Here is a 24107-nt window from a genome sequence, read left to right as displayed (position 1 = left end):
TTGTTAGAGTTCCCGACATGACTCGCTGGCAACTAACAACAGGGGTTGCGCTCGTTATAGGACTTAACCTGACACCTCACGGCACGAGCTGACGACAACCATGCAGCACCTTGTAGATTGTCCGAAGAAAAGTCTATCTCTAAACCTGTCAATCTACATTTAAGCCCTGGTAAGGTTCCTCGCGTATCATCGAATTAAACCACATGCTCCACCGCTTGTGCGGGCCCCCGTCAATTCCTTTGAGTTTCATTCTTGCGAACGTACTCCCCAGGTGGGTCACTTATCACTTTCGCTTAGCCACTCAAACCGAAGTTCGAACAGCTAGTGACCATCGTTTACGGCGTGGACTACCAGGGTATCTAATCCTGTTCGCTCCCCACGCTTTCGTCCATCAGTGTCAATATATTGTTAGTGATCTGCCTTCGCAATTGGTATTCTATGTAATATCTATGCATTTCACCGCTACACTACATATTCTAACCACTTCACAATAATTCAAGATAACCAGTATCAAAGGCAATTTTACGGTTGAGCCGCAAACTTTCACCCCTGACTTAATTATCCACCTACGGACCCTTTAAACCCAATGATTCCGGATAACGCTTGGATCCTCCGTATTACCGCGGCTGCTGGCACGGAGTTAGCCGATCCTTATTCTTACAGTACCGTCAGCTTCTCACACGTGAAAAGGTTTCTTCCTGTATAAAAGCAGTTTACAACCCATAGGGCAGTCATCCTGCACGCGGCATGGCTGGATCAGAGTTGCCTCCATTGTCCAATATTCCTCACTGCTGCCTCCCGTAGGAGTCTGGTCCGTGTCTCAGTACCAGTGTGGGGGATCCCCCTCTCAGGGCCCCTATCTATCGTTGCCATGGTGTGCCGTTACCACACCATCTAGCTAATAGAACGCATAGTCATCTTATACCGTAACCTTTAATGTTGTCTTGATGCCAAAACAACATACTATAGGGCATTAATCTTCGTTTCCAAAGGCTATTCCCTAGTATAAGGTAGATTCTATACGCGTTACGCACCCGTGCGCCGGTCGTCATCTGTGCAAGCACAATGTTACCCCTCGACTTGCATGTGTTAAGCCTGCCGCTAGCGTTCATCCTGAGCCAGGATCAAACTCTTCATCGTTAAATTTTATAGTCTTGCGACTTATTTGCTTAACAACTAATGGAATTTTTCAAGTACTCAAAATAGTTTATTCTCTTTGTTTGATTTAAATCGTTTCCAATTTTAATCTTACGCTGTCAATTCAATATGTGTATGAACTTAATTTTCTTGTTTTACTAAGGCTTTAATCTCTTAGCGGGTGCAAATATAAAACCCTTTTTCTAATCTCACAATGTTTTTATTAAAAAAAATAAAATCTTTTTTTTAACCTTTAAAAACATAAAATTTTAGAACTTTTCCAGCTACTTAACATATTGTTGTTTCCGTAGCGGGGTGCAAATATAGATACCTTTTTCTTTCTGACAATGCCTTTTTTAATCTTTTTTTTGATTATTTTTTTTGAGCCTTTCTAAGGGCTTATTTTCAGCTATTTATAACGCAAAGTTTTTTTGAAATATACTGCTTGTTTCTTGGGATTCGCGTTAAGGATAGTAGCGACATCCTTTTTGGTAGTAATGAAACCTATACTTTAATTAATAACCCTCCTTATATATAGGACGCTTCTACTCTATTATAATAAGGATACAAAAAGATATAGCGGATAGCCTGACGTTGGTTAACCCTTTTGTTAACCAACGGAACGCCTTGAAAATTATATTCAAAATCTTACATACTTTATTATAACACAAAAAAAGGATCTGTTACTCCTATTATATAGAGGACATTCTAATAGCTTGGTTTTTCAAAATTCTAAATTTATACCTATATATATATTGTGAGTGAATTTTTATACTATTATATTTGTCACTTACATATAATATTACATAATGATACAGATTACTTTGCCTGATGGGAGCATAAAAGCGTTTGAAGAGAACACTACTCCTATGGATGTAGCTAAAAGTATTAGCGAAGGTTTGGCTAGAAATGTTATTTCGGCTAGTTTTAACGGTACAACCCTTGAAACTTCGACCCCGTTAACCACCGATGGGTCTTTGATTCTTTATACATGGAACAACGATGAAGGTAAAACTGCATTCTGGCATTCTAGTGCGCACGTATTAGCGCAAGCTTTAGAGAGTCTTTACCCTGGAATAAAACTTACTATAGGTCCTGCGATTGATAATGGGTTTTATTATGATGTAGATTTTGGTGAACATGTTGTTTCGGAAAAAGACTTCAAGTCTATTGAAAACAAAATGATAGAGATTGCTCGTGGTAAACATGCCTTTAAAATGAGGGACGTTTCTAAAGCTGATGCTCTATCCTTATATAAAGGTAATGAGTACAAAACAGAATTAATAGAAAACCTAGAAGATGGTACTATTACTTTTTGTGATCATGATACGTTTACGGATTTATGTCGCGGTGGACACATACCAAACACTGGAATTATTAAAGCCGTTAAAATACTTTCTGTTGCGGGTGCATATTGGAGAGGTGATGAAAAGAACAAACAACTTACACGTGTGTATGGTACTTCGTTCCCAAAGCAAAAAGAACTTACTGCATATTTAGAGTTATTAGAAGAGGCAAAAAAGAGAGACCACAGAAAACTGGGGAAAGAATTAGAGCTTTTCACTTTTTCGCAAAAAGTAGGTCAAGGTTTACCTTTATGGTTACCTAAAGGCGCTGCTTTAAGAGAACGTTTAGAAGATTTCTTGAAAAAGGCACAAAAGAAGGCTGGTTATGAAATGGTAATCACACCACATATTGGTCAGAAAGAACTATATGTGACTTCTGGTCACTATGAAAAATATGGTGCAGATAGTTTTCAACCCATAACGACACCTAAAGAAGGTGAAGAATTTTTATTAAAACCAATGAATTGTCCGCATCACTGTGAGATATACAATAGCGCACAATGGTCTTATAAAGATTTACCAAAACGTTTTGCAGAATTTGGTACTGTATACAGATACGAACAAAGTGGTGAATTACATGGTTTAACTCGAGTACGAGGTTTTACGCAAGATGATGCACATATCTTTTGTACACCAGACCAATTAGATAAAGAGTTTAAAGATGTTATTGATTTAGTACTTTATGTTTTTGGTTCTTTAGGATTTGAAAATTTTACGGCACAAGTATCTTTAAGAGATCCTGAAACTCCGGAGAAATATATTGGAAGTGATGAAAACTGGGAAAAAGCGGAAGCAGCAATATTAAATGCCGCAATTGACAAAGGTTTAAATTATGTTATAGAAACTGGCGAAGCAGCTTTTTACGGTCCGAAATTAGACTTTATGGTAAAAGATGCGCTTGGTAGACAGTGGCAATTAGGAACGATTCAAGTAGATTACAATTTACCAGAACGTTTTGAATTAAGCTACAAAGGCAGTGATAACGAGCTACACAGGCCGGTAATGATACATCGTGCTCCTTTTGGAAGTATGGAACGTTTTATTGCTATTTTGTTAGAGCATACTGCGGGTAATTTCCCACTATGGCTGATGCCAGATCAAGTAATTGTGTTATCAATTAGTGAGAAATATGAAAAATACGCGAAAAATGTTTTAAGTTTGCTAGAAAATAACGAAATTCGCGCATTGATAGACAATAGAAATGAAACGATGGGGAAAAAGATCAGGGAAGCTGAGATGAAGAAAATCCCATATATGATTATTGTCGGTGAAAATGAAGAGCAAGAAGGAAAAATCTCTGTAAGACAACATGGAGGAGAAGATTTAGGCATGATTAGTGTAGAAGCATTCTCAGAAATTGTTGCAACAGAAGTAAATAAGACATTAAAACAATTTTAAAATAATAAGTTTAACTTAAATACAAAAGTCATAGCAATACGTAGAAGAAGATCATCCTCGCCTAGAGTAATAAAAGAGGACCAACACAGAATTAACTCTAAAATTAGAGCTGAAGAAATTCGGTTAGTAGGAGATAATATTGAAGTAGGTGTATATAAAACAAAGCAAGCTTTAGCAATAGCAGACGAACAAGGTTTAGATCTTGTTGAAATCTCGCCTAAAGCAATACCACCTGTGTGTAAAGTTATGGACTATAAGAAGTTTCTTTATGAACAAAAGAAACGAGACAAAGCTTTAAAATCTAAGGCAACAAAAGTTATTATTAAAGAAATAAGATTTGGTCCCCAAACGGATGATCATGATTATGAATTTAAGAAGAAACATGCTGAAAAGTTTTTAAAGGAAGGAGCTAAATTAAAAGCTTTTGTATTCTTTAAAGGGCGTTCTATCATATTCAAAGAACAAGGGCAAATTTTATTATTAAAGTTAGCTCAAGATTTGGAAGAATTAGGTAAAGTAGAACAAATGCCTAGATTAGAAGGTAAGCGTATGACTATGTTCATCGCACCAAGAAAAAACAAATAATCCTACACACAGAAGTGTTACGGATTACACGTAATAAAAAAATACGGAATAGTTCCGTATTTTTAAGATAATAAGCGAAATTAAAAAACCTAGGAAAAAATGCCTAAAATGAAAACAAAATCTAGTGCTAAAAAGCGATTTAAGCTTACAGGTACTGGTAAAATAAAAAGAAAGCACGCTTTTAAGAGTCACATCTTAACAAAGAAGTCTAAAAAGCGTAAGCTTAAATTAACTCATGATGGTTTAGTACATAAAGCAGATGAGAGAAACGTTAAAATCATGTTACGTATTAAGTAATATCGTTTTAATAGGTTAAAACAAATTAATAACCCTGGAGTTAGGCAACAAATAAAGCATCATTAAATTGATCGCCTACTACAAAAAACAATTAAATTATGCCAAGATCAGTAAATTCAGTAGCGAAGAGAGCCAGAAGAAAAAAGGTTCTTAAGCAAGCAAAAGGTTACTTTGGACGTCGTAAAAACGTTTGGACAGTAGCAAAAAATGCGGTTGACAAAGCGATGCAATATTCGTACAGAGACCGTAGAGTAAAAAAGAGAACATTTCGTGCCTTATGGATCACGCGTATTAACGCAGGAGCTAGAGAACACGGTTTATCTTATTCACAATTCATGGGAAAAGTAAAAGCTAATAATATCGAATTAAACCGTAAGGTTTTAGCTGATTTAGCAATGAATAGCCCAGAAGCTTTCAAAGCAATTGTAGATAAAGTAAAATAGGGCATTTGCCTAAATAATAACATATTTCGCTTATAAAAAATCCGAATCTTAACTGATTCGGATTTTTTTTTGCTTTTTTTCAAAACTTTGAAAACAAACGTTTTGAAATATAATAAGTATCTTTCGGTATAAAACAGCTATCTCATGAATCGTATATCTCTTATTCCCATCCTATTCCTCATCTTTACAATTACCGTTTTTAGTCAAGAAGATAAAGAAAAGGAAAAAGCGACTTGGGATGTTTCGAATCCGGAAGGCAATTGGGATTTTAAAGAACTCCAACTCTCCACAGATGAAGGCACTTGGATGAATTTGGATGTGAGTCCGGATGGTTCAAAAATCACATTCGATTTATTGGGTGACATATACATTATGCCTATTCAAGGAGGCAAAGCGACCATTTTAAGAGAAGGTTTAGCCTTTGAAATCCAACCACGTTTTAGTCCGGATGGAAAACACATTTCATTTACAAGTGATGCTGGCGGAGGCGATAATATCTGGACCATGGATATCGATGGCAGTAATGCAAAGCAAGTTACTAAAGAAAGTTTCCGACTTTTAAATAATGCTGTTTGGACTCCTGATGGAAATTATCTAATCGCCAGAAAACATTTTTCTTCTAGACGATCTTTGGGTGCTGGAGAAATGTGGATGTATCATAAATCTGGTGGAAGCGGACTGCAGTTAACTAAAAAGAAAAATGAGCAACAGGATGTAAATGAGCCAAGTCTATCTTCCGATGGTAAACATTTATATTACAGTGAAGACGTTTATCCTGGCGGATTTTTTCAGTATAACAAAGACCCAAACAAACAAATATATGCTATAAATACATACGATATGGAAACTGGAAAAACCGAAAGAATTACGGGAGGACCTGGAGGTGCAGCAAGGCCACAAATTTCAAGAGATGGTAAGAAGCTTGCTTTTGTAAAACGTGTTCGAACCAAAACAGTATTATATATTCATGATTTAGAAACTGGTGAAGAATGGCCAATTTATGATGCATTGAATAAAGACCAACAAGAAGCGTGGGCTATTTTTGGTGTGTATACCAATTTTAGTTGGATGCCAAATAATGAAGATATTGTGTTTTGGTCTGGCGGAAAAATAAATCGCATAAACACCAACACTTTGAAAGTAACAAATATTCCTTTTCAAGCAGACGCAACCATTAAAATAGCCAAAGCAATAGAAGTGGATACTCCAGTTTCACCAGACACTTTTGACGCTAAAGTAATTCGTCATCTCGTAACATCGCCAGATGAAAAGACTGTTGTTTTTAATGCGCTAGGTTATTTATGGACTATGAAAACACCAAATGGTACTCCGAAACGGCTTACTTCTGGAACCGATTTTGAGTTTGAACCAGCCTTTTCTCCAGACGGAAAAAGTATTACATATGTTACCTGGAATGATGAAAACCTTGGAAGTATTCACGCTATTTCTGCAAACGGAGGAAATTCTAAAAAATTAACCAAAGAAAAAGGCATCTATAGAACACCTGCTTATTCTAAAAACGGAAAACAAATTGTGTTTAAAAAACAATCTGGAAATATTGCCCAAGGAAGGACTTTTGCAAAAAATACAGGTTTGTATGTTATGGATGTAAATGGAAATAATATTCAGTTTATTACCAAAGAAGGAAATTTTCCTGTTTTTAATGCGGAAGATAAGCGCATTATATATCAAAAAGGTGCCATGTTTGGTGGTAATCTAACTAAAGAATTAAAAAGTGTTGATTTAAACGGACAAGAGGAACGTATTTTAATTAAATCGGAACGTGGTAATCGATTGGTTCCAAGTCCGGATGGAAAATGGATCGCTTTTATTCATTTACATAAAGTATATATGGCGCCAATGCCACAATCTGGTCAAGCTATAGACTTAACAGATACTTCAAAATTTGTACCTATCACGCAACTTTCAAAAGATGCGGGGATCAATTTACATTGGTCAAAAGATAGTAAAAAAGTACATTGGACTTTAGGAAACATCTACTATACTGCGGAAGCTTCCGAAGAAACCAAATTAACAGAAACGGGAATTCCAATACAGTTGACTATAAAAACCGATAAACCGGAAGGAATCATCGCATTTAAAGGTGCACGACTTATTACCATGGAAGGCGATCAAGTTATTGAAAACGGAACCATTATTATAAAAAACAATAAAATTGAAGCTATTGGAAATGCTTCAGAAATCACGATTCCTTCCGAAGCTAAAATTTATGACGTTACTGGGAAAACGATTATGCCAGGAATGGTAGATGCACATGCACATATTGGCGCATTTCGTGCAGGACTAACCACACAAAAACATTGGCAGTTTTACGCAAATTTAGCTTTTGGTGTTACTACTTCTCATGATCCTTCTGCAAATTCGGAAACTGTTTTTGCGCTTTCCGAGTTACAAAAAAATGGAACTTTAGTAGGACCACGCCTCTACTCTACTGGATTTATACTATATGGTGCAGATGGTGATTTTAAGGCAACTATTAATAATTTAGAAGATGCTCGTTCTTCTATCCGACGTACAAAAGCCTTTGGCGCACTGTCGGTTAAAAGTTATAATCAGCCAAGAAGAGAACAACGTCAGCAAGTACTTCAAGCCGCTCGTGAAGAGGGAATATTTGTAGTTCCTGAAGGCGGATCAACATTTTATCATAACATAACTATGGTTATGGACGGTCATACTGGCGTGGAACATAATATTCCTGTTGCTCCAGTTTATAAAGATGTTTTAGAGCTTTGGGGAAATAGTAATGTTGGTTATACGCCCACACTGATTGTAAATTATGGCGGATTAAATGGGGAAGTATATTTCTATCAGCATACCAATGTTTGGGAAAACGAAAAATTACTAAAATTTATGCCGAGAAGTATTATTGATTCTAGATCCAGACATCGTACTATGGCACCGGAAGAAGAGTACAAAAACGGTCATATTCTAGTTTCTGAAACCTGTAAGGCTTTGTCCGATGCTGGTGTAAAAGTAAATCTTGGAGCGCATGGACAATTACAAGGTCTTGGGGCACATTGGGAATTATGGATGCTACAACAAGGTGGTATGACCAACCATGAAGCACTAAAAGCTGCAACTATAAATGGTGCCGATTACTTAGGAATGCATGCTGATATTGGTTCTTTAAAAAAAGGAAAGCTTGCCGATTTAATTGTAATGGACGAAAATCCGTTAGAAGATATTCGAAATTCGGAGAGCATTATTTACACGATGATTAATGGTCGTTTATACGATACCGAAACAATGGATGAAATTGGAAACTATTCGAAAAAGCGAACGCCGTTTTATTGGGAAAACAACAAATACAACGCAGGTTTTCCTTGGAATGAAGACAGTGAAAGTTTTACTCGAGGTGCTTGCGGCTGCCATATAGGTACACATTAATTAAGAAAAAGTAATTCTATTATTTATTATTAACTTAACAATAATTATTGAGTCCTATTTTTTAATATTCTTATATTCAAAAAAAAATAAAAGTTGGATGAAAAATGTAAAAATGGTGATTACCGATATGGATGGCACCTTACTGAATTCAAATCATGAAGTAAGTGATAAATTTTTCGAAATATTTAAACAGCTAAAACAACAAAACATTTTATTTGTTGCTGCTAGCGGAAGACCTTATTATAGTATTACCACAAAACTAGCAGCTATTGTGGAAGACATTATTATTGTTGCCGAAAATGGTGGATTAGTTTTAGAACAAGATACTTTACTTCTATCTAATGCCATGGATAATGAAAATCTTACTAAACTTTTTACAATTGTAAATAGCATAGAAAATACTTTTCCTATGTTTTGCACGAAACACCAAGCGTATATAAAAAGAGCTTCTGCAGATATGATTCAAGTGTTTTCGGAATATTATTCGAACTATACCATTATTGATTCTATAGAAGAAATTAAAGATCCAGTGATTAAAATTGCGCTTTATCATGCTACCGATTCGGAAGCAAACATTTATCCTTTTGTAAAACATTTATCTCCAGAATACAATGTTGTAGTTTCTGGAAATCATTGGGTAGATATATCGGAAGCACAATCTAACAAAGGACATGCTTTACGTTTTCTTCAAAAAAAGCACGATATAAGTCCTGCAGAAACGATGGCGTTTGGCGATTACAATAATGATTTTGAAATGTTACAAGGAGCAAGTTATAGTTATGCTATGGAAAATGCACATGAAAATATTAAAGCGGTTGCGAATTATCAAACTACCAATAATGACGATTTTGGTGTGGAGCGTATTTTAGAACAATTAGTTTCCGAAGGCAGTTAATACTAAATCTCTTCCCGAGGCATGGTTTCTATGTTCACAAAGATAAATACCTTGCCAAATGCCCAAATTCAATTTTCCGTTAGTAATTGGAATTTGAACCGAAGTTCCCATGAGAGATGCTTTAATATGTGCTGGCATATCATCTGCTCCTTCATACGTATGTTTATAATAAGGCTGATTTTCTGGAACCATTTTATTGATATGGCTTTCAAAATCTAATCTTACCGTTGGATCTGCATTTTCATTTATGGTTATACTTGCAGAAGTATGTTTGATAAAAACCTGTAATTGTCCGATTTGGATGTCACTCATTTCGGGTAGTGCGGATTCTATTTGCTCTGTAATGATATGAAATCCTCTTGCATAGGGTTTCAGTTTGATTTCTTTTTGAAAAAACTTCATGAATTATTTAGAATCGTCTGTTATTTCATCTATCGCAAATTTAAATTCTTCCCAATTAATTAAGCCATCACCATCTTTATCATATCCTTCAATAAGTTTGGAAGATACTAAACCACGAATGAATCCGTTAATTTCGGCTTCTTTAAGTAGTTTTACGATTTCGCTTTTGGAAAGTTTACCGTCACTATCTTTATCAAAGAAATGAAAAGCAGCTTCTGGAGTTTCAAAATTATTGGTTATTAGTATTTGAATTTTGTTTAGTATGATTTCTTTAGTTGCCATGATATTGTTTTTTTTAAAAATAAATATTCCCTTAAAATCATAGTTTGAAAAATAATATAAAATAAGGAATTAAAAATCCAAATATCAATATACGGATTTTCATATAATACTAAATCTAAATTTCCGAATAAAAATATAGTAATACTACAGCATAAATATAAAATCAAACCTATGGAAAAATTAAAATAATGATGTTGTACCTCTAAATTTTTAACAATAAAAAACAAAGCATAGGCTACTAAAATTAAAGATGTGGAAACAATTTCATAGACATTAAACCTCCAAAATAATTGCGGATCGGAATAATACATGCTTGCTAAAATACATATCTGAATACCAAATACTAAAACTATTAATTGTTTCATTCTTTTTTTTGTAAAAAGCTTATAAAACAGACCACTTAAAAAAGCAAATTGGAAAACAAAATAAAAATGAGATATAAATAAATTCAAATTAGGATACAGAAACCCTATGATATGACAGGTAATTTCAATAATAGACAATGCTATTAAGTAGGCTAAAAATATTTTATATACTTTCTTTCTAATCGTACTATTTGTTATAAATAGAAAGGTATTACATAATAAAAAAACCAATCCAAGTAAACTAACAAGAAAACCAAATAATAAATTCATAATTCCGGGCATTTTTTGTTGCTACTTTTGGGTACTAAAGCTATCCTGCTTTTCTGTATCCATAGAAATAAATAAGTAGGTGTTGTAAATTTATGGAAATAAAAGCATTAAAAATAATATAGATTTTTTTATTTAGAATCGTCTGCAATCTCATCTATTGCGAATTTAAATTCTTCCCAATCGATTAATGCATCGTCATCTTTGTCATAACCTTCAATAAGTTTAGAGGTTACAATGCCACGAATAAAAACGTTTATTTCTGCATCTTTAAGCAAGGTAGCTATTTCATTTTTAGAAAGTTTACCATCACTATTTTTATCGAAAAAAGCAAAAGCAGCTTCGGGAGTTTCAAAATTATTGGTTATTATATCTGAATTTTGTTTAGTATGATTTCTTTTGTTGCCATATCATTTCATTTTGATTAAATGTAAGAAATTATATTTGCATTAAATACTGTGTTTGGAACAAAAAAAAGCCGCATTTCTGCGACTTTTCTCCAAATTGATTAAAATTAGCTTACTCTTTAATTATTCTTTTTGTTATTTCATTCAAGTCCGTTTTCATTCTCAGTAGATATATTCCATTAGAAAATGTTGAAATATTTATTGTATTAAGTTCTTGACCACAATTTTTATCTAACAATAATCTTCCATTAATATCATAAATAGATACCTGTATATCGATCCCATTTATATTAGAAACATGTAATAAACTATTCGTAGGATTTGGATAAACATGTATATTATCTAGCCCTTCATTTTGATTAATCCCTAATGTTTCTTCTACATGTACAACAATTTCCGAACGCTCACTCTCACAACCATTATCATTTGTACTAGTCACCCAATACGATGTTGTACCAACTGTTGCCGTATTTGGTGTTGGCGCATTAACATCGCCAGTTCCTCCAGTTTCTGTAGCATACCACATTAATCCCGTTCCATAAGCACCTGTTGTTGCAGTTAATGCACTTGCAGTATCTCCTTGATAATAAGTTACTGGCGTTGTTACTGTTGCTTCAGATGGTATCACGGAACCAGTAGTTATTGGTGAACCAGCTAAAAAGTTTTGGGTTGGACCTGTTAAATACGAATTATTATATATAAATCCATTATTTTGGTTTGGAGTAGCATCAAAGATAGTAGTAATGGAAGTATTGTTAACCGCATTTAAACCTTGGTTAAATTTATAATACAATAACAATCCTGTTTCTGTTCCCTGTAATTCACAATTTTTATTCGCATTTAATTGCTCTTCTGTTCTTGTTACGTTCCAAATTCTAAATTCATCAATAGCCGTATCACTAGAAACACCAAGTTCTGATACATGAAATTCGTCAATAGAAATCGTAGGAGTAAAAGTGCTATCCAAAATACCGTCTATATAAAAACTATATATGTTAGACGAATTTCTGCTTAAAGCTATATGATGCCATACATTAACATCTATTGTTTGATTAGATACAAAAATTTCCTGATAATCATAATAATTACTAATTCTAAATGCTAGTTTGTTGTCTGAGTCAATATAGAAATGATAAAAAGTACTTAAATCCTCATCATCTGAACCACCTAAAATGGAAGAAAAGTCCGGAGTTTTAACCCAAAGTTCCGTGGTAAATGTGTTTGGTATAACAAGACCATCACTATGATTCATACTACTATTTATACCAATGAAATTGTGCTGCCCAAAATGATAATGGTCTGCTGGTATTGCCACTTCCACCAAAATTTCTATGCGTTCACTTTCGCAACCATTATCATTTGTACTAGCCACCCAATACGATGTTTCACCAACTGTTGCAATATCTGGCGTTGGTGCATTAACGTCACCCATTCCTCCGGTTTCTGTAGTATACCACATTAATCCTGTACCATTTGTTCCTGTTGTTGCTGTTAATGGACTTGCCGTATCTCCTTGCGTATAGGTAACTGATGTTGCAACTGTTGGTGCAGAAGGAAGTATTTCCATTGGAGAACCTGCTAACCAATTAGAAGTCGTTCCTGTTAAATCAAAATTAGTTAAAGTTCCATTATTTCCATTTGAAGTTGCATCTAATAAACTTGTTTCCGATGTATTATCAGCGGCATCATTTCCTTGATTAAATTTATAATATCCGGCTAAACCCGTTTCATTACCTTGAAATTCACAGTTTTTTGAAGCATTTATTTGATCTTCTGTTCTTGCAATATTCCATATTTTAACTTCATCTATTGACGCGTCTATACCTCTATCTGTAAATTGAGGGTCACGACCTAAATTTAAATCAAAACTACTTTCAACAAAATTAATGGAAAGGTTATTTGAAGCGACTTCAATACCATCTACAAATATTTTTTGAGTAGTACCATCGTACACTCCAGCTATATGATACCAAGTATTTAAACTTATTGTGTTTTGTGGAGAGTTTACTTCATGCCAAGCACCGTTTCCTAAATTAAAATTAACAACTCCGTTACCACCAGCTCTTAACATATAACCATTATCACCAGTACCACTTTTATTAATTATATTTCCTCCCCATGCAGCACCTGCAAAACTATTAAATTTAATATAAGCCTCTAGAGTTATAGCATACCCTGAGATTTGTAAACTTGTACCATTACCACAATTTACATAATCTATAGCACCTCCAAAATTTAAATGTGTTGCTTGAGGAATTGCATTCACTTCCACCACCATTTCTGTTCTTTCACTTTCGCAACCATTGTCATTTGTACTAGCTACCCAATAGGATGTTGTACCAACTGTTGATGTATCTGGTATTGGTGCATTTGCATCTCCAGTTCCTCCAGATTGTGATGTGTACCACATTAATCCCGTTCCATTAGATCCTGTTATTGCTGTTAATTGTGAAGCAGTATCTCCTTGCGTATAGGTAACTGGTGTTGCAACTGTTGGTGCAGAAGGAAGTATTTCCATTGGAGAACCTGCTAACCAATTAGAAGTCGTTCCTGTTAAATCAAAATTAGTTAAAGTTCCATTATTGGTTCCTGTTGCATCAATAACTGTTGTTTCGGATGTATTATCTGCTGCAGCAATCCCTTGATTAAATTTATAATACGCTACTAAACCAGTTTCGTTACCTAGTAATTCACAATTTTTACCAGCATTAATTTGTTCTGCTGTTCTTGCAATATTCCAAATACGCACATCGTCTAATGATGCATCTAATCTTCTAACAGTATCTTGAGGATCTCTCCCTAAGTTTGCATTAAAAGTGGAGTTACCAATATTACCCATTGCAATATTAGTGGAGGCAACCTCAACACCATCGATATAAATTTTTGAGGTAGTACCATTATACACCCCTGCAATATGAAACCAAGTATCTAGAGTAATTGTATTATCTGCCGTAGTTAATTCATGCCACCCAAAATTTGCCACAACAAAATTAACAGCACCATTACCACCAGCTCTTAACATATAACCACTAGCATTTGGTGATGCTTTATTAATAATATTACCTAACCAATGTGCTGCTCCAAAAGCATTGAATTTTACATAAGCCTCTAAGGTAATTGTATTTCCAGTAATCTCTAAGCTCGGGTCGCTACCACAATCTACATAATCATTAGCTCCACCAAAATTAAGGTGTGTTCCTGTTTGTGAAAAGGATAAAAAACCACTGAAGATTATCAGTATAAAAGAAAAATAAATGTGTTTCATAAATTATAAATTTGTCAGTTGAATTAAGGACGCTAAAATTAACTTTTATTCTATGAAATACAAATAACAAGGGTTGAAATGCAATATTTTGTATGTAAATGACTACTTAAATAGTTTTGCGTAGGTTCTAGATAGCGGGATTTCTACACCGTTTATAAATACTGAGTTTGCATTAATACGCTGTACTTTCGTTATATTAACAAGATAAGAACGATGTGTTTGTTTAAATATATCTATTGGTAATTGTGTTGCTATCGTATTTAACTATTGCCTAGGGGTATACTTCTTTGTGATGGTGTGCATGTTTGCATAATTACCATCTGCCACCATATGCTTACACAGATAAATACCCTGCCAAACATCTAAATTTAGGTTTTATTAATGGCCTTTTTTAAGCACAAAAAAGGGTCGCATTTCTGCGACCCTTTTTATACGTTTCCTATTGGACTTAATTTTTAATAACTCTTTTCGAAATTTCTCCGAATTCTGTTTTCATTTTCAATAAATAGATCCCGTTACTAAAATGAGATACATCTAATGTGTTTGTTTCTTGGTTATAATTTTCATTATACAATACTCTTCCGTTCATATCATAAACAATTACATCCATTGTAGTACCTAAAGCATTTGAAATAGTAAGCATTCCGTTTGTTGGATTAGGAAATACACGTATCGTATTTAATATTGCATTATTAGAAACACCTAATGTTTCTTCTACATGTACAACAATTTCAGAACGTTCACTCTCACAACCATTAGTATTAGAACTACTTACCCAATATGAAGTTGTTCCAATTGTTGCTGTGTCTGGTGTTGGAGCAGTTGCTGTTCCTGAACCACCTGTTTCTGCAGTGTACCACATTAACCCGGTTCCATTAGCACCTGTTGTTGCTGTTAACGGACTTGCTGCGTCGCCTTGGTAATATGTTACTGGTGTAGTAACTGAAGCTTCCGAAGGAATTATGGATCCTGTTGTTACTGGAGAACCTGCTAACCAGTTTGATGTTGCTCCTGTTAAATCAAAATTTGTCAATGTTCCATCATTTGCATTGGCTGTAGCATCTGTTAAAGTTGTAGTACTTGTATTTGAAGCTGCATCGTTACCTTGATTAAATTTATAATAGGCTACTAAACCGGTTTCATTACCTAATAATTCGCAATTTTTAGAATTATTAACTTCCAATTCTGTTCTTGCAACATCCCAAAAGCGTACCTCTTCAATATCCCCATGAAATGCTCTAACTGGACTATAGAAGTCGGATTGGCTTCCTATTAATACTGGATCATTATTTGTTAATATTGGAGTACTAACCGTTTGTGTTCCTTGTAAAATACCATCTACATATAAACTTTTAACACCATTATCACAAGTTGCAGCAATATGATGCCAATTCCCATCATTGACTGCGATGGTTGACGCTAAATCATCTCCTGGTCCTGTTCCAAATGCAATAAAGTTTGAAAATCCGTATCTATGGATTCTTGGTCCTTCATTTCCTTTAGAAATTACTGTTTGCCATTCTTGTGTAAAAGAATTCACTTTTATCCAACATTCTATTGAAAATGTTGCTGTGAAATCAAAATTCGATTCGTTTGGTAACACAACTTTATCATCTACACCATCAAAATTTAAATGGGTTGCAGGAATTATTACATTCACTTCCACCACAATTTCTGTTCTCTCACTTTCACAACCATTTGCATTTGTACTTGAAACCCAATATGAAGTTGTTCCAATTGTTGCTGTGTCTGGTGTTGAAGCAGTTGATGTTCCTGAACCACCAGTTTCAGTTGTGTACCATAATAAACCTGTACCATTTGCACCTGTTGTAGCTGTTAATGGTGTTGCTGTATCTCCTTGATTATAAACTACTGGTGTAGATACTGTTGCTTCAGAAGGAATTATTGAACCTGTTGTTACTGGAGAACCTGCTAACCAATTAGAGATTGTTCCTAATAAATCAAAATTTGTTAATGTACCATCATTTGCATTGGCTGTAGCATCTGTTAAAGTTGTAACACTTGTATTTGTTCCTGCATCTACTCCTTGATTAAATTTATAATAAGCAGCTAGACCAAATTCTGTACCTTGTAATTCACAGTCTTTTGAACCATTGATTTGTTCTGCTGTTCTTGCTACATCCCAAATACGAACATCGTCAATAGATCCATTAAATAAGTTACTTGCATCATTAAAAGATCCAATATGGATTTCATTACCATTAATTGGTGCTGGAACATTATTATTTGAATCTATCAAAATTCCGTCTTTATACAATTTTAAAGTTTGCGTTGCGTAATCATAACTAACCGCTACATGATACCAAGTATTTACTGATAATACATTTGAATCGTCTACAGCATTCCAGATACCATTATGACCAGCAGACAACACTCCATTTGGTACCCAAAAAGCATTTTGTCCAAAATTATCTGAGCCTGAAATTATATTACTTGTGCTATTAATTGCATTTATAGAAATCCATGCCTCTTTTGTGTATGACTCTGGCAATATATTACCACAATCAATAAAATCATCCACACCATCAAAATTTAAATGGGTAGCTGGAAGTGGAGCATCTACTGTAACCACAATTTCTGTTCTTTCACTTTCACAACCATTTGCGTTAGTACCTGCAACCCAATATGATGTAGAACCAACTGTTGCTGTACTTGGCGTTGGTGCTGTTGTAGAATCTGTTCCTCCAGTTGCTGTTGTGTACCATAATAATCCTGTACCATTAGCTCCAGTTGTTGCCGTTAATGGCGAAGCTGTAGCTCCTTGTGTATAAACCACAGGTGTTGTTACTGTTGGCGCAGATGGTGTAGTTACAGGAGAACCTGCTAACCAGTTAGATGTTGCTCCTGATAATGCAAAATTAGTTAAAGTTCCATTATTTCCATTAGAAGTTGCATCTGTAAGTGTTGTTTCTGAAGTATTATTTTCTGCATCTAAAGCTTGATTAAACTTATAGTAAGCTACTAAACCTGTTTCGTTACCTTGTAATTCACAATTTTTTGAACCATTTATTTGTTCTACTGTTCTAGCCACATTCCAAATACGAACATCGTCTAAACTTCCATTTAATGGTTCTATTGTTCCTCCAAAAATACCAAGATACCCACTGTTTTCAGGCAACAAAGGAAGATTTACATTAGCTGCGACACGAGAATTTTGTAAAACACCATCTAGGTAGGTAGCAAAAATTTCATTCTTTTCCCATACACATGCAACATGATGCCATGAATTGTCTTCAATAACCGATTCATCTCCTAACTCTACTCCAGTATTATATCCATCTGTAGAAACTAAAAATTGAGGGTTCCCACTTCCCCATCCAGCTGTTATAAAATCATTATAAGCACCATGTGTTTGAAAACGAACTGCGCTTTGTACATTAGTCCCTTTAAACCAATATTCAATTGTTATTGCTGTACCACCACTTAATGTGTTATTTACATTGTTTGATAAAACAACGTGGTCATTAGCTCCATCAAAATTTAAATGGGTAGCTGGCGCACCTACATATACAATTAAGGGTTGTCGCAAACTTTCACAACCATTTAATGTTTGTGTAACCCAATAACTTGTAGCACCAGCAGATGATGTAGTTGGTGTAGGTGCAGTTGCAGTACCTGTACCACCACTCGCTGTTGTATACCAAAGTAAGTTAGTACCTGTAGCGGTTAATGGTGAGGCTACTTGATTAAGAATATAGGTTATATTAGAAACTGTAGGTTTTACAGTTTCACAAAAACTGGGATTTGCATTTAAAGTCGGATAAATAGCGTAATCATCTAAATTAGAAATTTGAAATTCATACGTAGCCGTTTTGTCATATAATGTTGAAGGTGCTAAGGAATATTCAATTTCTGTTCTATTTAGATAAGTTAAATATATAGATGAACTGCTACTATTAGACTTAAATTTTCCAAGGCTGTAACCACCTGAAGAAATTTGTTGGGTTGTACTAAAACCATCTTCAACATAAGTACTGTTTACAAAATAAAAGTCGGTACTAGTATTATTAGAAACAGCAACCCAACTACCTCCATTTTTACGGTAAAATAAAGGATTTGTTGAGAATGAACCATAACCATCATAAGTTTCTTTAACTTCAATTCTTAGTCTTAATTGCTCATCAACAAAATTTACAATAGATGGTGTATTAGTGGCAGCTTTCCAGGTTGCAGTTGTTTGATTTCCATTGTCATTTCGCCATCTATAGCCATTCTGTTGATATTCAGGATTCGCAAACAACACAAGACTGTTTGCGAGAAATAACAATAATAATAGTTTTTGTTTCATGATTTTTTTAATTTAAAAGTTAAAATTAGACTTGTTGCAATAATTAGAATTAAGAGTGAACTAAATAAAAAAGGCATTTTTGTATATATAGTTTCTTCTTTATTTTTATATATTTTTTGTGATATTGATAGCGGACTATCTGATTTTTCCATTGCCAATATTTCTCCTGAAGAGTTAATAAACCCACTTAAACCACAGTTACTACTTATTGCAAAATCTTTTCTAGTTTCTGCAGCAAGAATACGTGCTATATAAAAATGGTGTAAACTAATGTAAGTGTCCTTAAACCAACCATCGTTTGCAACTACAAAAAAGAAATTAGCGCCATTTTTTACTTGTTTATTAACAAAGTTTTCTTCTATAGACTCATTGCAAATTAACATTCCTACTTTGCCTAAATCTGTATCTAATGGCTTTGGTTTACCTACTTGTGCATATGTGTATTTTTCACTGTAAGCAAATGGGATTTGAAACGTATTAAAAAGTGGTTTTTCAAAACATTCTAATAAAATATTTTTATAGTAAGTACCAATTTTTTGGTTTTTATTATTGATAAGTAAAACAGAGTTTGCTATGTCGTCTTTTGAATTACTAATTTTTGAATTTAAACCAAAAGCATGAATGGTATTGAAATTTGGCTTGTTATTAATTTTTAATAATTCCTTGATTAAATCATCATTCTCATTATAAACCCATGGAAAAACAGATTCTGGCCAAACTACAAAATCCGGATTATTTTTAGTAGCTTCCTTACAAACTGAAAAATAATTTGAAGCCAACGTATTACCAGTCGATTCAGTCCAACTTACTTTTGGATCAATGTTTCCAGAAACAACGCTCACTTTTACTCCATTGGCACGTTGCGTTTCATAAGTAGAAAACATAATAAATCCTACTGCTATACTAAAAATAGGTACAAAAATGGCTCCTATTACATTAATTTTCTGCTTAGACTTTATAAGATTAGCTATAAATACATTGGTGAGAATGATTATGAATGTAAGTATTGATACGCCCCCTATAGATGCTAATTGCGATAAATACAAGCTTTTTCCGAGTACAAAACCAATTCTTAAATTTAAAAAAGGAATCCCTTGATATATATGGGACAAAACAGATTCAATAAGTACAAAAACAGCTGCAACAGCAATATTATTGATAAAAATTAAATAGTTTTTTTTGTGTTTCCCATTATTTAATTTGCTTAAAACTATTGCAAAAACCGTATAAATAATACCATAAAATACAGATAGTAAAATTGTAACTAAATATCTATAAGAATTTAAAGTAGAATAATCTTTTAAAGCAACTTGAGTCCAATTAAATAGACATAATCCGTAAATAAAACCAAACAGAAAACCATTTAAGCATACTTGTTTTTTACTTTTTAGAGATACTATATTGTAGATAAATGGCACCCAAGACATACAAACTAAAAATATATTTAGCGTTGTATATGCATAAGCTGAGATTAATGCAGCAAGTATAGAAAGAATAAAATATTTTTGTTTCATTAAGACTGGAATAATTTAACACAGATAAAAATTAAATTATGTATTAAGCGTTATCAAAATTTAAGCTTAAAAAAGCCAGTAAAAAAAAGTGAAAATTCAGTTTCATAGATTAGGTTTATTAAGAACCCAAAACTATCCTTTTATCTATGAAATACAAATAAATAGGGTTGAAATGCAGTATTTTGTATGTAAATGACTACTTAAATTGTTTTGCGTAGGTTCTAGATAGAGGGATTTCTACACCGTTTATAAATACTGAGTTTGCATTAATACGCTGTACTTTCGTTATATTAACAAGATAAGATCGATGTGTTTGTTTAAATATATCTATTGGTAATTGTGCTGCTATCGTATTTAACGATTGCCTAAGGGTATACTTCTTTGTGATGGTGTGAATGTTGATATAATTTCCATCTGCCACCATATATTTAATATCATTATGGTCTAAATTAACTATATCATAACCATTTTTAAACTGAAATACATGCACTTGTTTTTTTTGTAAAGCCAAATTTATAGATGCAAACAAATCTATTTTTTTAACTGGTTTGGTTAAATATGCATCTGGATTTGTTTTTAATGCTTCATTCATTAATCTAAAATCGTGTTGACCAGTAATAAAAATCACCGTTGCATTTTTGTTTTTAACCTTGGCAAGTTCTATTCCTTCATTTTTTCCATTCAAATTAATATCCATTAATATAATATCGGGAAAAAAATCAGCCATTTCTATTAAAGCAATTTCTTTATTTTTTGCGATTTTAATGTTATTAAAATTTTCATCTTGAAGCAGTTCTGCAATATATTCTGCAATAATTACATCATCTTCAACAATAAGCACTTTTGTATTCTGTAGGTTAGTCATTAGTAATTTCTTTTTCTAATAAAAAGGTGAATCCGTTTACCGTATTTATTTTATAATTCATTTCTAATTGTCTGCAAATTTTATCTACTAATTTTGGTTTGATTGTTTTGTTTAATGAAGTTGTTCCGTTATCGGAATAATTAAAAATTAGCGTATTATTCTTGTATTTCAAATCAAAATGAATCTCTTTATTACTAGTATTATTAAAGGCATGCTTTATAGAATTTATAGTTAGTTCTGTAAGTAATAGTCCAAAATACATGGCATAATCTGAAGGTATCTTTATAGAAGCAATAGTAAAATTTGTTTGAATATTATTTTCTTTAAACAAATCAAAAAAGCTATCTTTTACATCGTATAAATAACCTTGTGCATCTACTTTTCTTTTATCCTCATTTTTATACAAATGCTTATGCAATGTAGAAATAGCTTCCACTTTAGTTAAGATGCTTTTTAGTTGAAAGTTGTCTGTACTTGTATTTTTCTTTAACTGATCGGATATTAGTATCACCACTAATTGTAAATTATTATTAATACGATGGTTAGCTTCACTAAGTAAAAATTGATTTTCGCTAGACAAAGATTGTAAACGCTTATTGCTGTTTTTTTCTTTTTTTAAGAAATAAGAAATTAATGCGGTTAAAAAAATAACGGCAGTAAGTAGCGATATACTTATAATGAGTTTTATGTTATTGGAAGCTAAAGCTTTGTTTTTATTTTGAATTTCAAGCGTATTTATTTTTATTTCATTTTCCTTTTCGGTAAGCTTGTATTGGGCTTCTAAATTTAATAATAATTCCTCTTTCTTTATTTCATTATACTGCGTAGTAAGTTCTAATCTGTATTTTAAATATTCGTATGCTTTTTCTGTATTATGTAATCTAAAATACAAATTTTGAATATTCTCATTAAAGATTATTTCATGGTATAACAAGTTGCTATTTTTAGAAAAATTAGCTGCATATAAAGCCGTATTCAATGCTTTTTCTAGTTGATTACTTCTAGCTAAAGCCATAATATAACTTATGTAAGCATCAGCTTCCTGTTGCTCCATATTATTGCTTGCTGCAAATTCAATGATTTCTTCTAAATAACGTACTGCTGTTTTATATTCTTTTTTACGTTCATAAACTCCTGCAATTTCAAGTAAAGAATAAAACACATTATCTTTATCGTATATTTTTCTTGCTAAATCCAGTGATTTATTGGCATAAAAAAGTGTGGAATCTTGTATATGATAAAACTCTGTAAAAAGTGCTGCTTTCCGATTGTAATATTTAGCTAAATAAAGATCTTCCACTTTATTCCCCTTTAATATAACTGCGGCTTTATCCATCTGAGCTGCAGATTCGACTAGCATTGTTCTCTTCCTAAAAAACTCTGCCATTTTCACATGGTATAAAAACGCTAACTGCTTATCCTTAATGCTTTTTATGCTCTCAAAAGCCTTAATGTAATAATCACTAGCTGTATCATAATCTAGTTTTAACTTATAAACTTCTGCAAATCCTAAAAGCAAATGAATTTTCTGTTCCTCATTACTAGGTTCTACTAAGCGTTTCGCATAATAGGTTATTGCTTGATCCAATTTATTTTGGTTAATTAAATTTTGACCAAAATCTACAATTTCATCCTTTTGAGAAAAGGACAATTGAAACATAAACAATAAAATACAAAGAAATAAATATCTCATACTAGGTTTTCTGCTTCTTCTTTTTAGCAGCAGGAAATAACACATTGTTTAAAATAAGTCGGTAGCCTGGTGAAGTTGGATGTAAATCTAATTCTGTTTTTGGGTCTCCTACGCGATGTGTATAATCTTCTGGATCATGACCACCATAAAACGTGAAAAATCCTTTTCCTTTTATACCGTGAATATATTTTGCTTCGCCATTGGTTTTATTTTCTCCCATTACCAAGACATTACTTTTAATTTCTTCGCGCGTAAAAGAAGTGGTTTGCCCCATAAAACCTTTCACCAAAGCGGTATGGTTTTGGCACAACATACTTGGAATTGGATCCCATTTTGCAGAGTAATCCATGAGTGTAAAATAATCTACAGTTTTAGAAATTCTTCGTTTTTGTGTCATATCTATACTAGAAAACTCGTACACATTCGGACTTTGCTCTAAGGTATAATCTTTAAACGCAAAGGTTTTGCTGTAGTCAATTTTGTTTTGATAATTAGCATCACTACCATCGCCATCAAACATAGGTTCGCAAATATCTAATCCTTCTGCCGAAAGCGCAATATCAAAACTATCGGTTGCGCTACACATGGCAAACATGAATCCGCCTCCAATGACATAATCTCGTATTTTTAAGGAAACTGCTAATTTTTCTTGCGAAACTTTATCGTAACCAAGTTTTGTGGCAAGTGCTTCTGCTTGCTTTTTTTCTTCAATATACCAGGAAGCGGTTTTATATGCTCTATAAAATTTACCATATTGCCCTGTAAAATCTTCATGATGTAAATGCAACCAATCGTACAATAAAAGTGCGTCGTTTAAAACTTCTTCATCATAAATGGTTTCATAAGGAATTTCGGCATAACTTAAAACCATAGTAACTGCATCGTCCCAAGGTAATTTCCCTCTTGGTGTATAGACTGCAATTTTTGGTGCTTTTTCTAATACGATGGCTTCCATATTTTTACTCGGACTACTAATTTCTTCTAGAATACCTTCCGCTTTAGCGTTAGATAAGATTTCGAAAGAAACGCCTCGTATTTGGCATTCGCGTTGAATTTCCTGACTATCTGGTAAAAGAAAAGCCCCACCACGATAATTAAGTAGCCATTTTACTTTTAGCTGTTTTTCTAAGGTCCAATAGGTAATTCCGTAAGCCTTTAAATGATTCTTTTGCGTATCTGCATCCATAGGAATGAGGATGTAAGAAGCATAAGCTTGTGTAAATAAAAGG

Annotated in this window: 17 protein-coding genes, 1 rRNA gene and 1 pseudogene; 6 read left to right on the top strand and 13 right to left on the bottom strand. The window is 33.4% G+C overall.

The features are described 5' to 3' along the window. Positions 1-1140, bottom strand: a 16S ribosomal RNA gene (locus AMD28_RS17215); the annotation flags it as partial. Between the two features lie 806 nt (positions 1141-1946). Here AMD28_RS17215 and thrS point away from each other — a divergent pair. The 6 genes from thrS (at position 1947) to AMD28_RS17185 (ending at position 9509) form a co-directional block, all read left to right on the top strand. After that, positions 1947-3881, top strand: coding sequence for a threonine--tRNA ligase (gene thrS / locus AMD28_RS17210; protein ID WP_055445376.1), 1935 nt, complete (start codon positions 1947-1949; stop codon positions 3879-3881). Between the two features lie 69 nt (positions 3882-3950). Then, positions 3951-4466, top strand: a complete 516-nt coding sequence (gene infC / locus AMD28_RS17205) for a translation initiation factor IF-3 (RefSeq protein ID WP_255564244.1) — start codon at positions 3951-3953, stop codon at positions 4464-4466. A gap of 99 nt (positions 4467-4565) precedes the next feature. After that, positions 4566-4763, top strand: a complete 198-nt coding sequence (rpmI, locus tag AMD28_RS17200) for a 50S ribosomal protein L35 (RefSeq protein WP_055445374.1) — start codon at positions 4566-4568, stop codon at positions 4761-4763. 98 nt (positions 4764-4861) lie between these two features. Further along, positions 4862-5206, top strand: coding sequence for a 50S ribosomal protein L20 (rplT, locus tag AMD28_RS17195; RefSeq protein ID WP_055445373.1), 345 nt, complete (start codon positions 4862-4864; stop codon positions 5204-5206). A 144-nt stretch (positions 5207-5350) separates the two neighbouring features. Beyond that, on the top strand, positions 5351-8614 hold the full coding sequence (locus AMD28_RS17190) for an amidohydrolase family protein (RefSeq protein WP_055445372.1): 3264 nt from the start codon (positions 5351-5353) through the stop codon (positions 8612-8614). A 97-nt stretch (positions 8615-8711) separates the two neighbouring features. Continuing rightward, complete coding sequence (locus AMD28_RS17185) at positions 8712-9509, top strand: Cof-type HAD-IIB family hydrolase (RefSeq protein ID WP_055445371.1); 798 nt, start codon at positions 8712-8714, stop codon at positions 9507-9509. Here the strand turns inward: AMD28_RS17185 and AMD28_RS17180 are convergent. From AMD28_RS17180 to AMD28_RS17135, 12 genes and pseudogenes are all read right to left on the bottom strand, one after another. Next, positions 9489-9911 carry a secondary thiamine-phosphate synthase enzyme YjbQ gene (locus AMD28_RS17180; protein WP_055445370.1) on the bottom strand — a complete coding sequence of 141 codons (423 nt, stop codon included), beginning with the start codon at positions 9909-9911 and terminating at the stop codon, positions 9489-9491. The genes AMD28_RS17185 and AMD28_RS17180 overlap by 21 nt on opposite strands. Positions 9912-9914: 3 nt before the next feature. After that, positions 9915-10193: an EF-hand domain-containing protein gene (locus AMD28_RS17175; protein WP_055445369.1), complete on the bottom strand. Its 279-nt coding sequence runs from the start codon at positions 10191-10193 to the stop codon at positions 9915-9917. Continuing rightward, positions 10169-10828: a hypothetical protein gene (locus AMD28_RS17170; RefSeq protein WP_055445368.1), complete on the bottom strand. Its 660-nt coding sequence runs from the start codon at positions 10826-10828 to the stop codon at positions 10169-10171. The genes AMD28_RS17175 and AMD28_RS17170 overlap by 25 nt, the downstream gene beginning before the upstream one ends. Positions 10829-10956: 128 nt before the next feature. Continuing rightward, positions 10957-11103, bottom strand: a complete 147-nt coding sequence (locus AMD28_RS18980) for a hypothetical protein (RefSeq protein ID WP_241492539.1) — start codon at positions 11101-11103, stop codon at positions 10957-10959. Between the two features lie 27 nt (positions 11104-11130). Continuing rightward, a pseudogene (locus AMD28_RS18975) lies at positions 11131-11193 on the bottom strand (EF-hand domain-containing protein); the annotation flags it as partial. Positions 11194-11344: 151 nt separating this feature from the next. Then, on the bottom strand, positions 11345-14497 hold the full coding sequence (locus AMD28_RS17160) for a LamG-like jellyroll fold domain-containing protein (RefSeq protein WP_055445367.1): 3153 nt from the start codon (positions 14495-14497) through the stop codon (positions 11345-11347). Positions 14498-14599: 102 nt separating this feature from the next. After that, positions 14600-14752, bottom strand: coding sequence for a LytTR family DNA-binding domain-containing protein (locus AMD28_RS19190; RefSeq protein ID WP_083478373.1), 153 nt, complete (start codon positions 14750-14752; stop codon positions 14600-14602). 193 nt (positions 14753-14945) lie between these two features. Next, on the bottom strand, positions 14946-18806 hold the full coding sequence (locus AMD28_RS17155) for a LamG-like jellyroll fold domain-containing protein (protein ID WP_055445366.1): 3861 nt from the start codon (positions 18804-18806) through the stop codon (positions 14946-14948). Beyond that, entirely contained in the window at positions 18803-20320 is a 1518-nt protein-coding gene (lnt, locus tag AMD28_RS17150; protein ID WP_055445365.1) for an apolipoprotein N-acyltransferase, read from the bottom strand. Before lnt ends, AMD28_RS17155 begins: the two co-directional genes overlap by 4 nt. 196 nt (positions 20321-20516) lie before the next feature. Next, positions 20517-21185: a LytR/AlgR family response regulator transcription factor gene (locus AMD28_RS17145; RefSeq protein ID WP_055445364.1), complete on the bottom strand. Its 669-nt coding sequence runs from the start codon at positions 21183-21185 to the stop codon at positions 20517-20519. After that, positions 21178-22878 carry a sensor histidine kinase gene (locus AMD28_RS17140; RefSeq protein ID WP_161804649.1) on the bottom strand — a complete coding sequence of 567 codons (1701 nt, stop codon included), beginning with the start codon at positions 22876-22878 and terminating at the stop codon, positions 21178-21180. Before AMD28_RS17140 ends, AMD28_RS17145 begins: the two co-directional genes overlap by 8 nt. 1 nt (position 22879) lies before the next feature. After that, positions 22880-24064 carry a hypothetical protein gene (locus AMD28_RS17135; protein ID WP_055445388.1) on the bottom strand — a complete coding sequence of 395 codons (1185 nt, stop codon included), beginning with the start codon at positions 24062-24064 and terminating at the stop codon, positions 22880-22882. Between the last annotated feature and the right edge of the window lie 43 nt (positions 24065-24107).

It is taken from the genome of Lacinutrix himadriensis (assembly GCF_001418105.1).
GTDB lineage: Bacteria > Bacteroidota > Bacteroidia > Flavobacteriales > Flavobacteriaceae > Oceanihabitans > Oceanihabitans himadriense.
The sequence above is the reverse complement of the archived record's forward strand: the minus strand, read 5'-3'. Positions and strand labels throughout refer to the sequence as shown.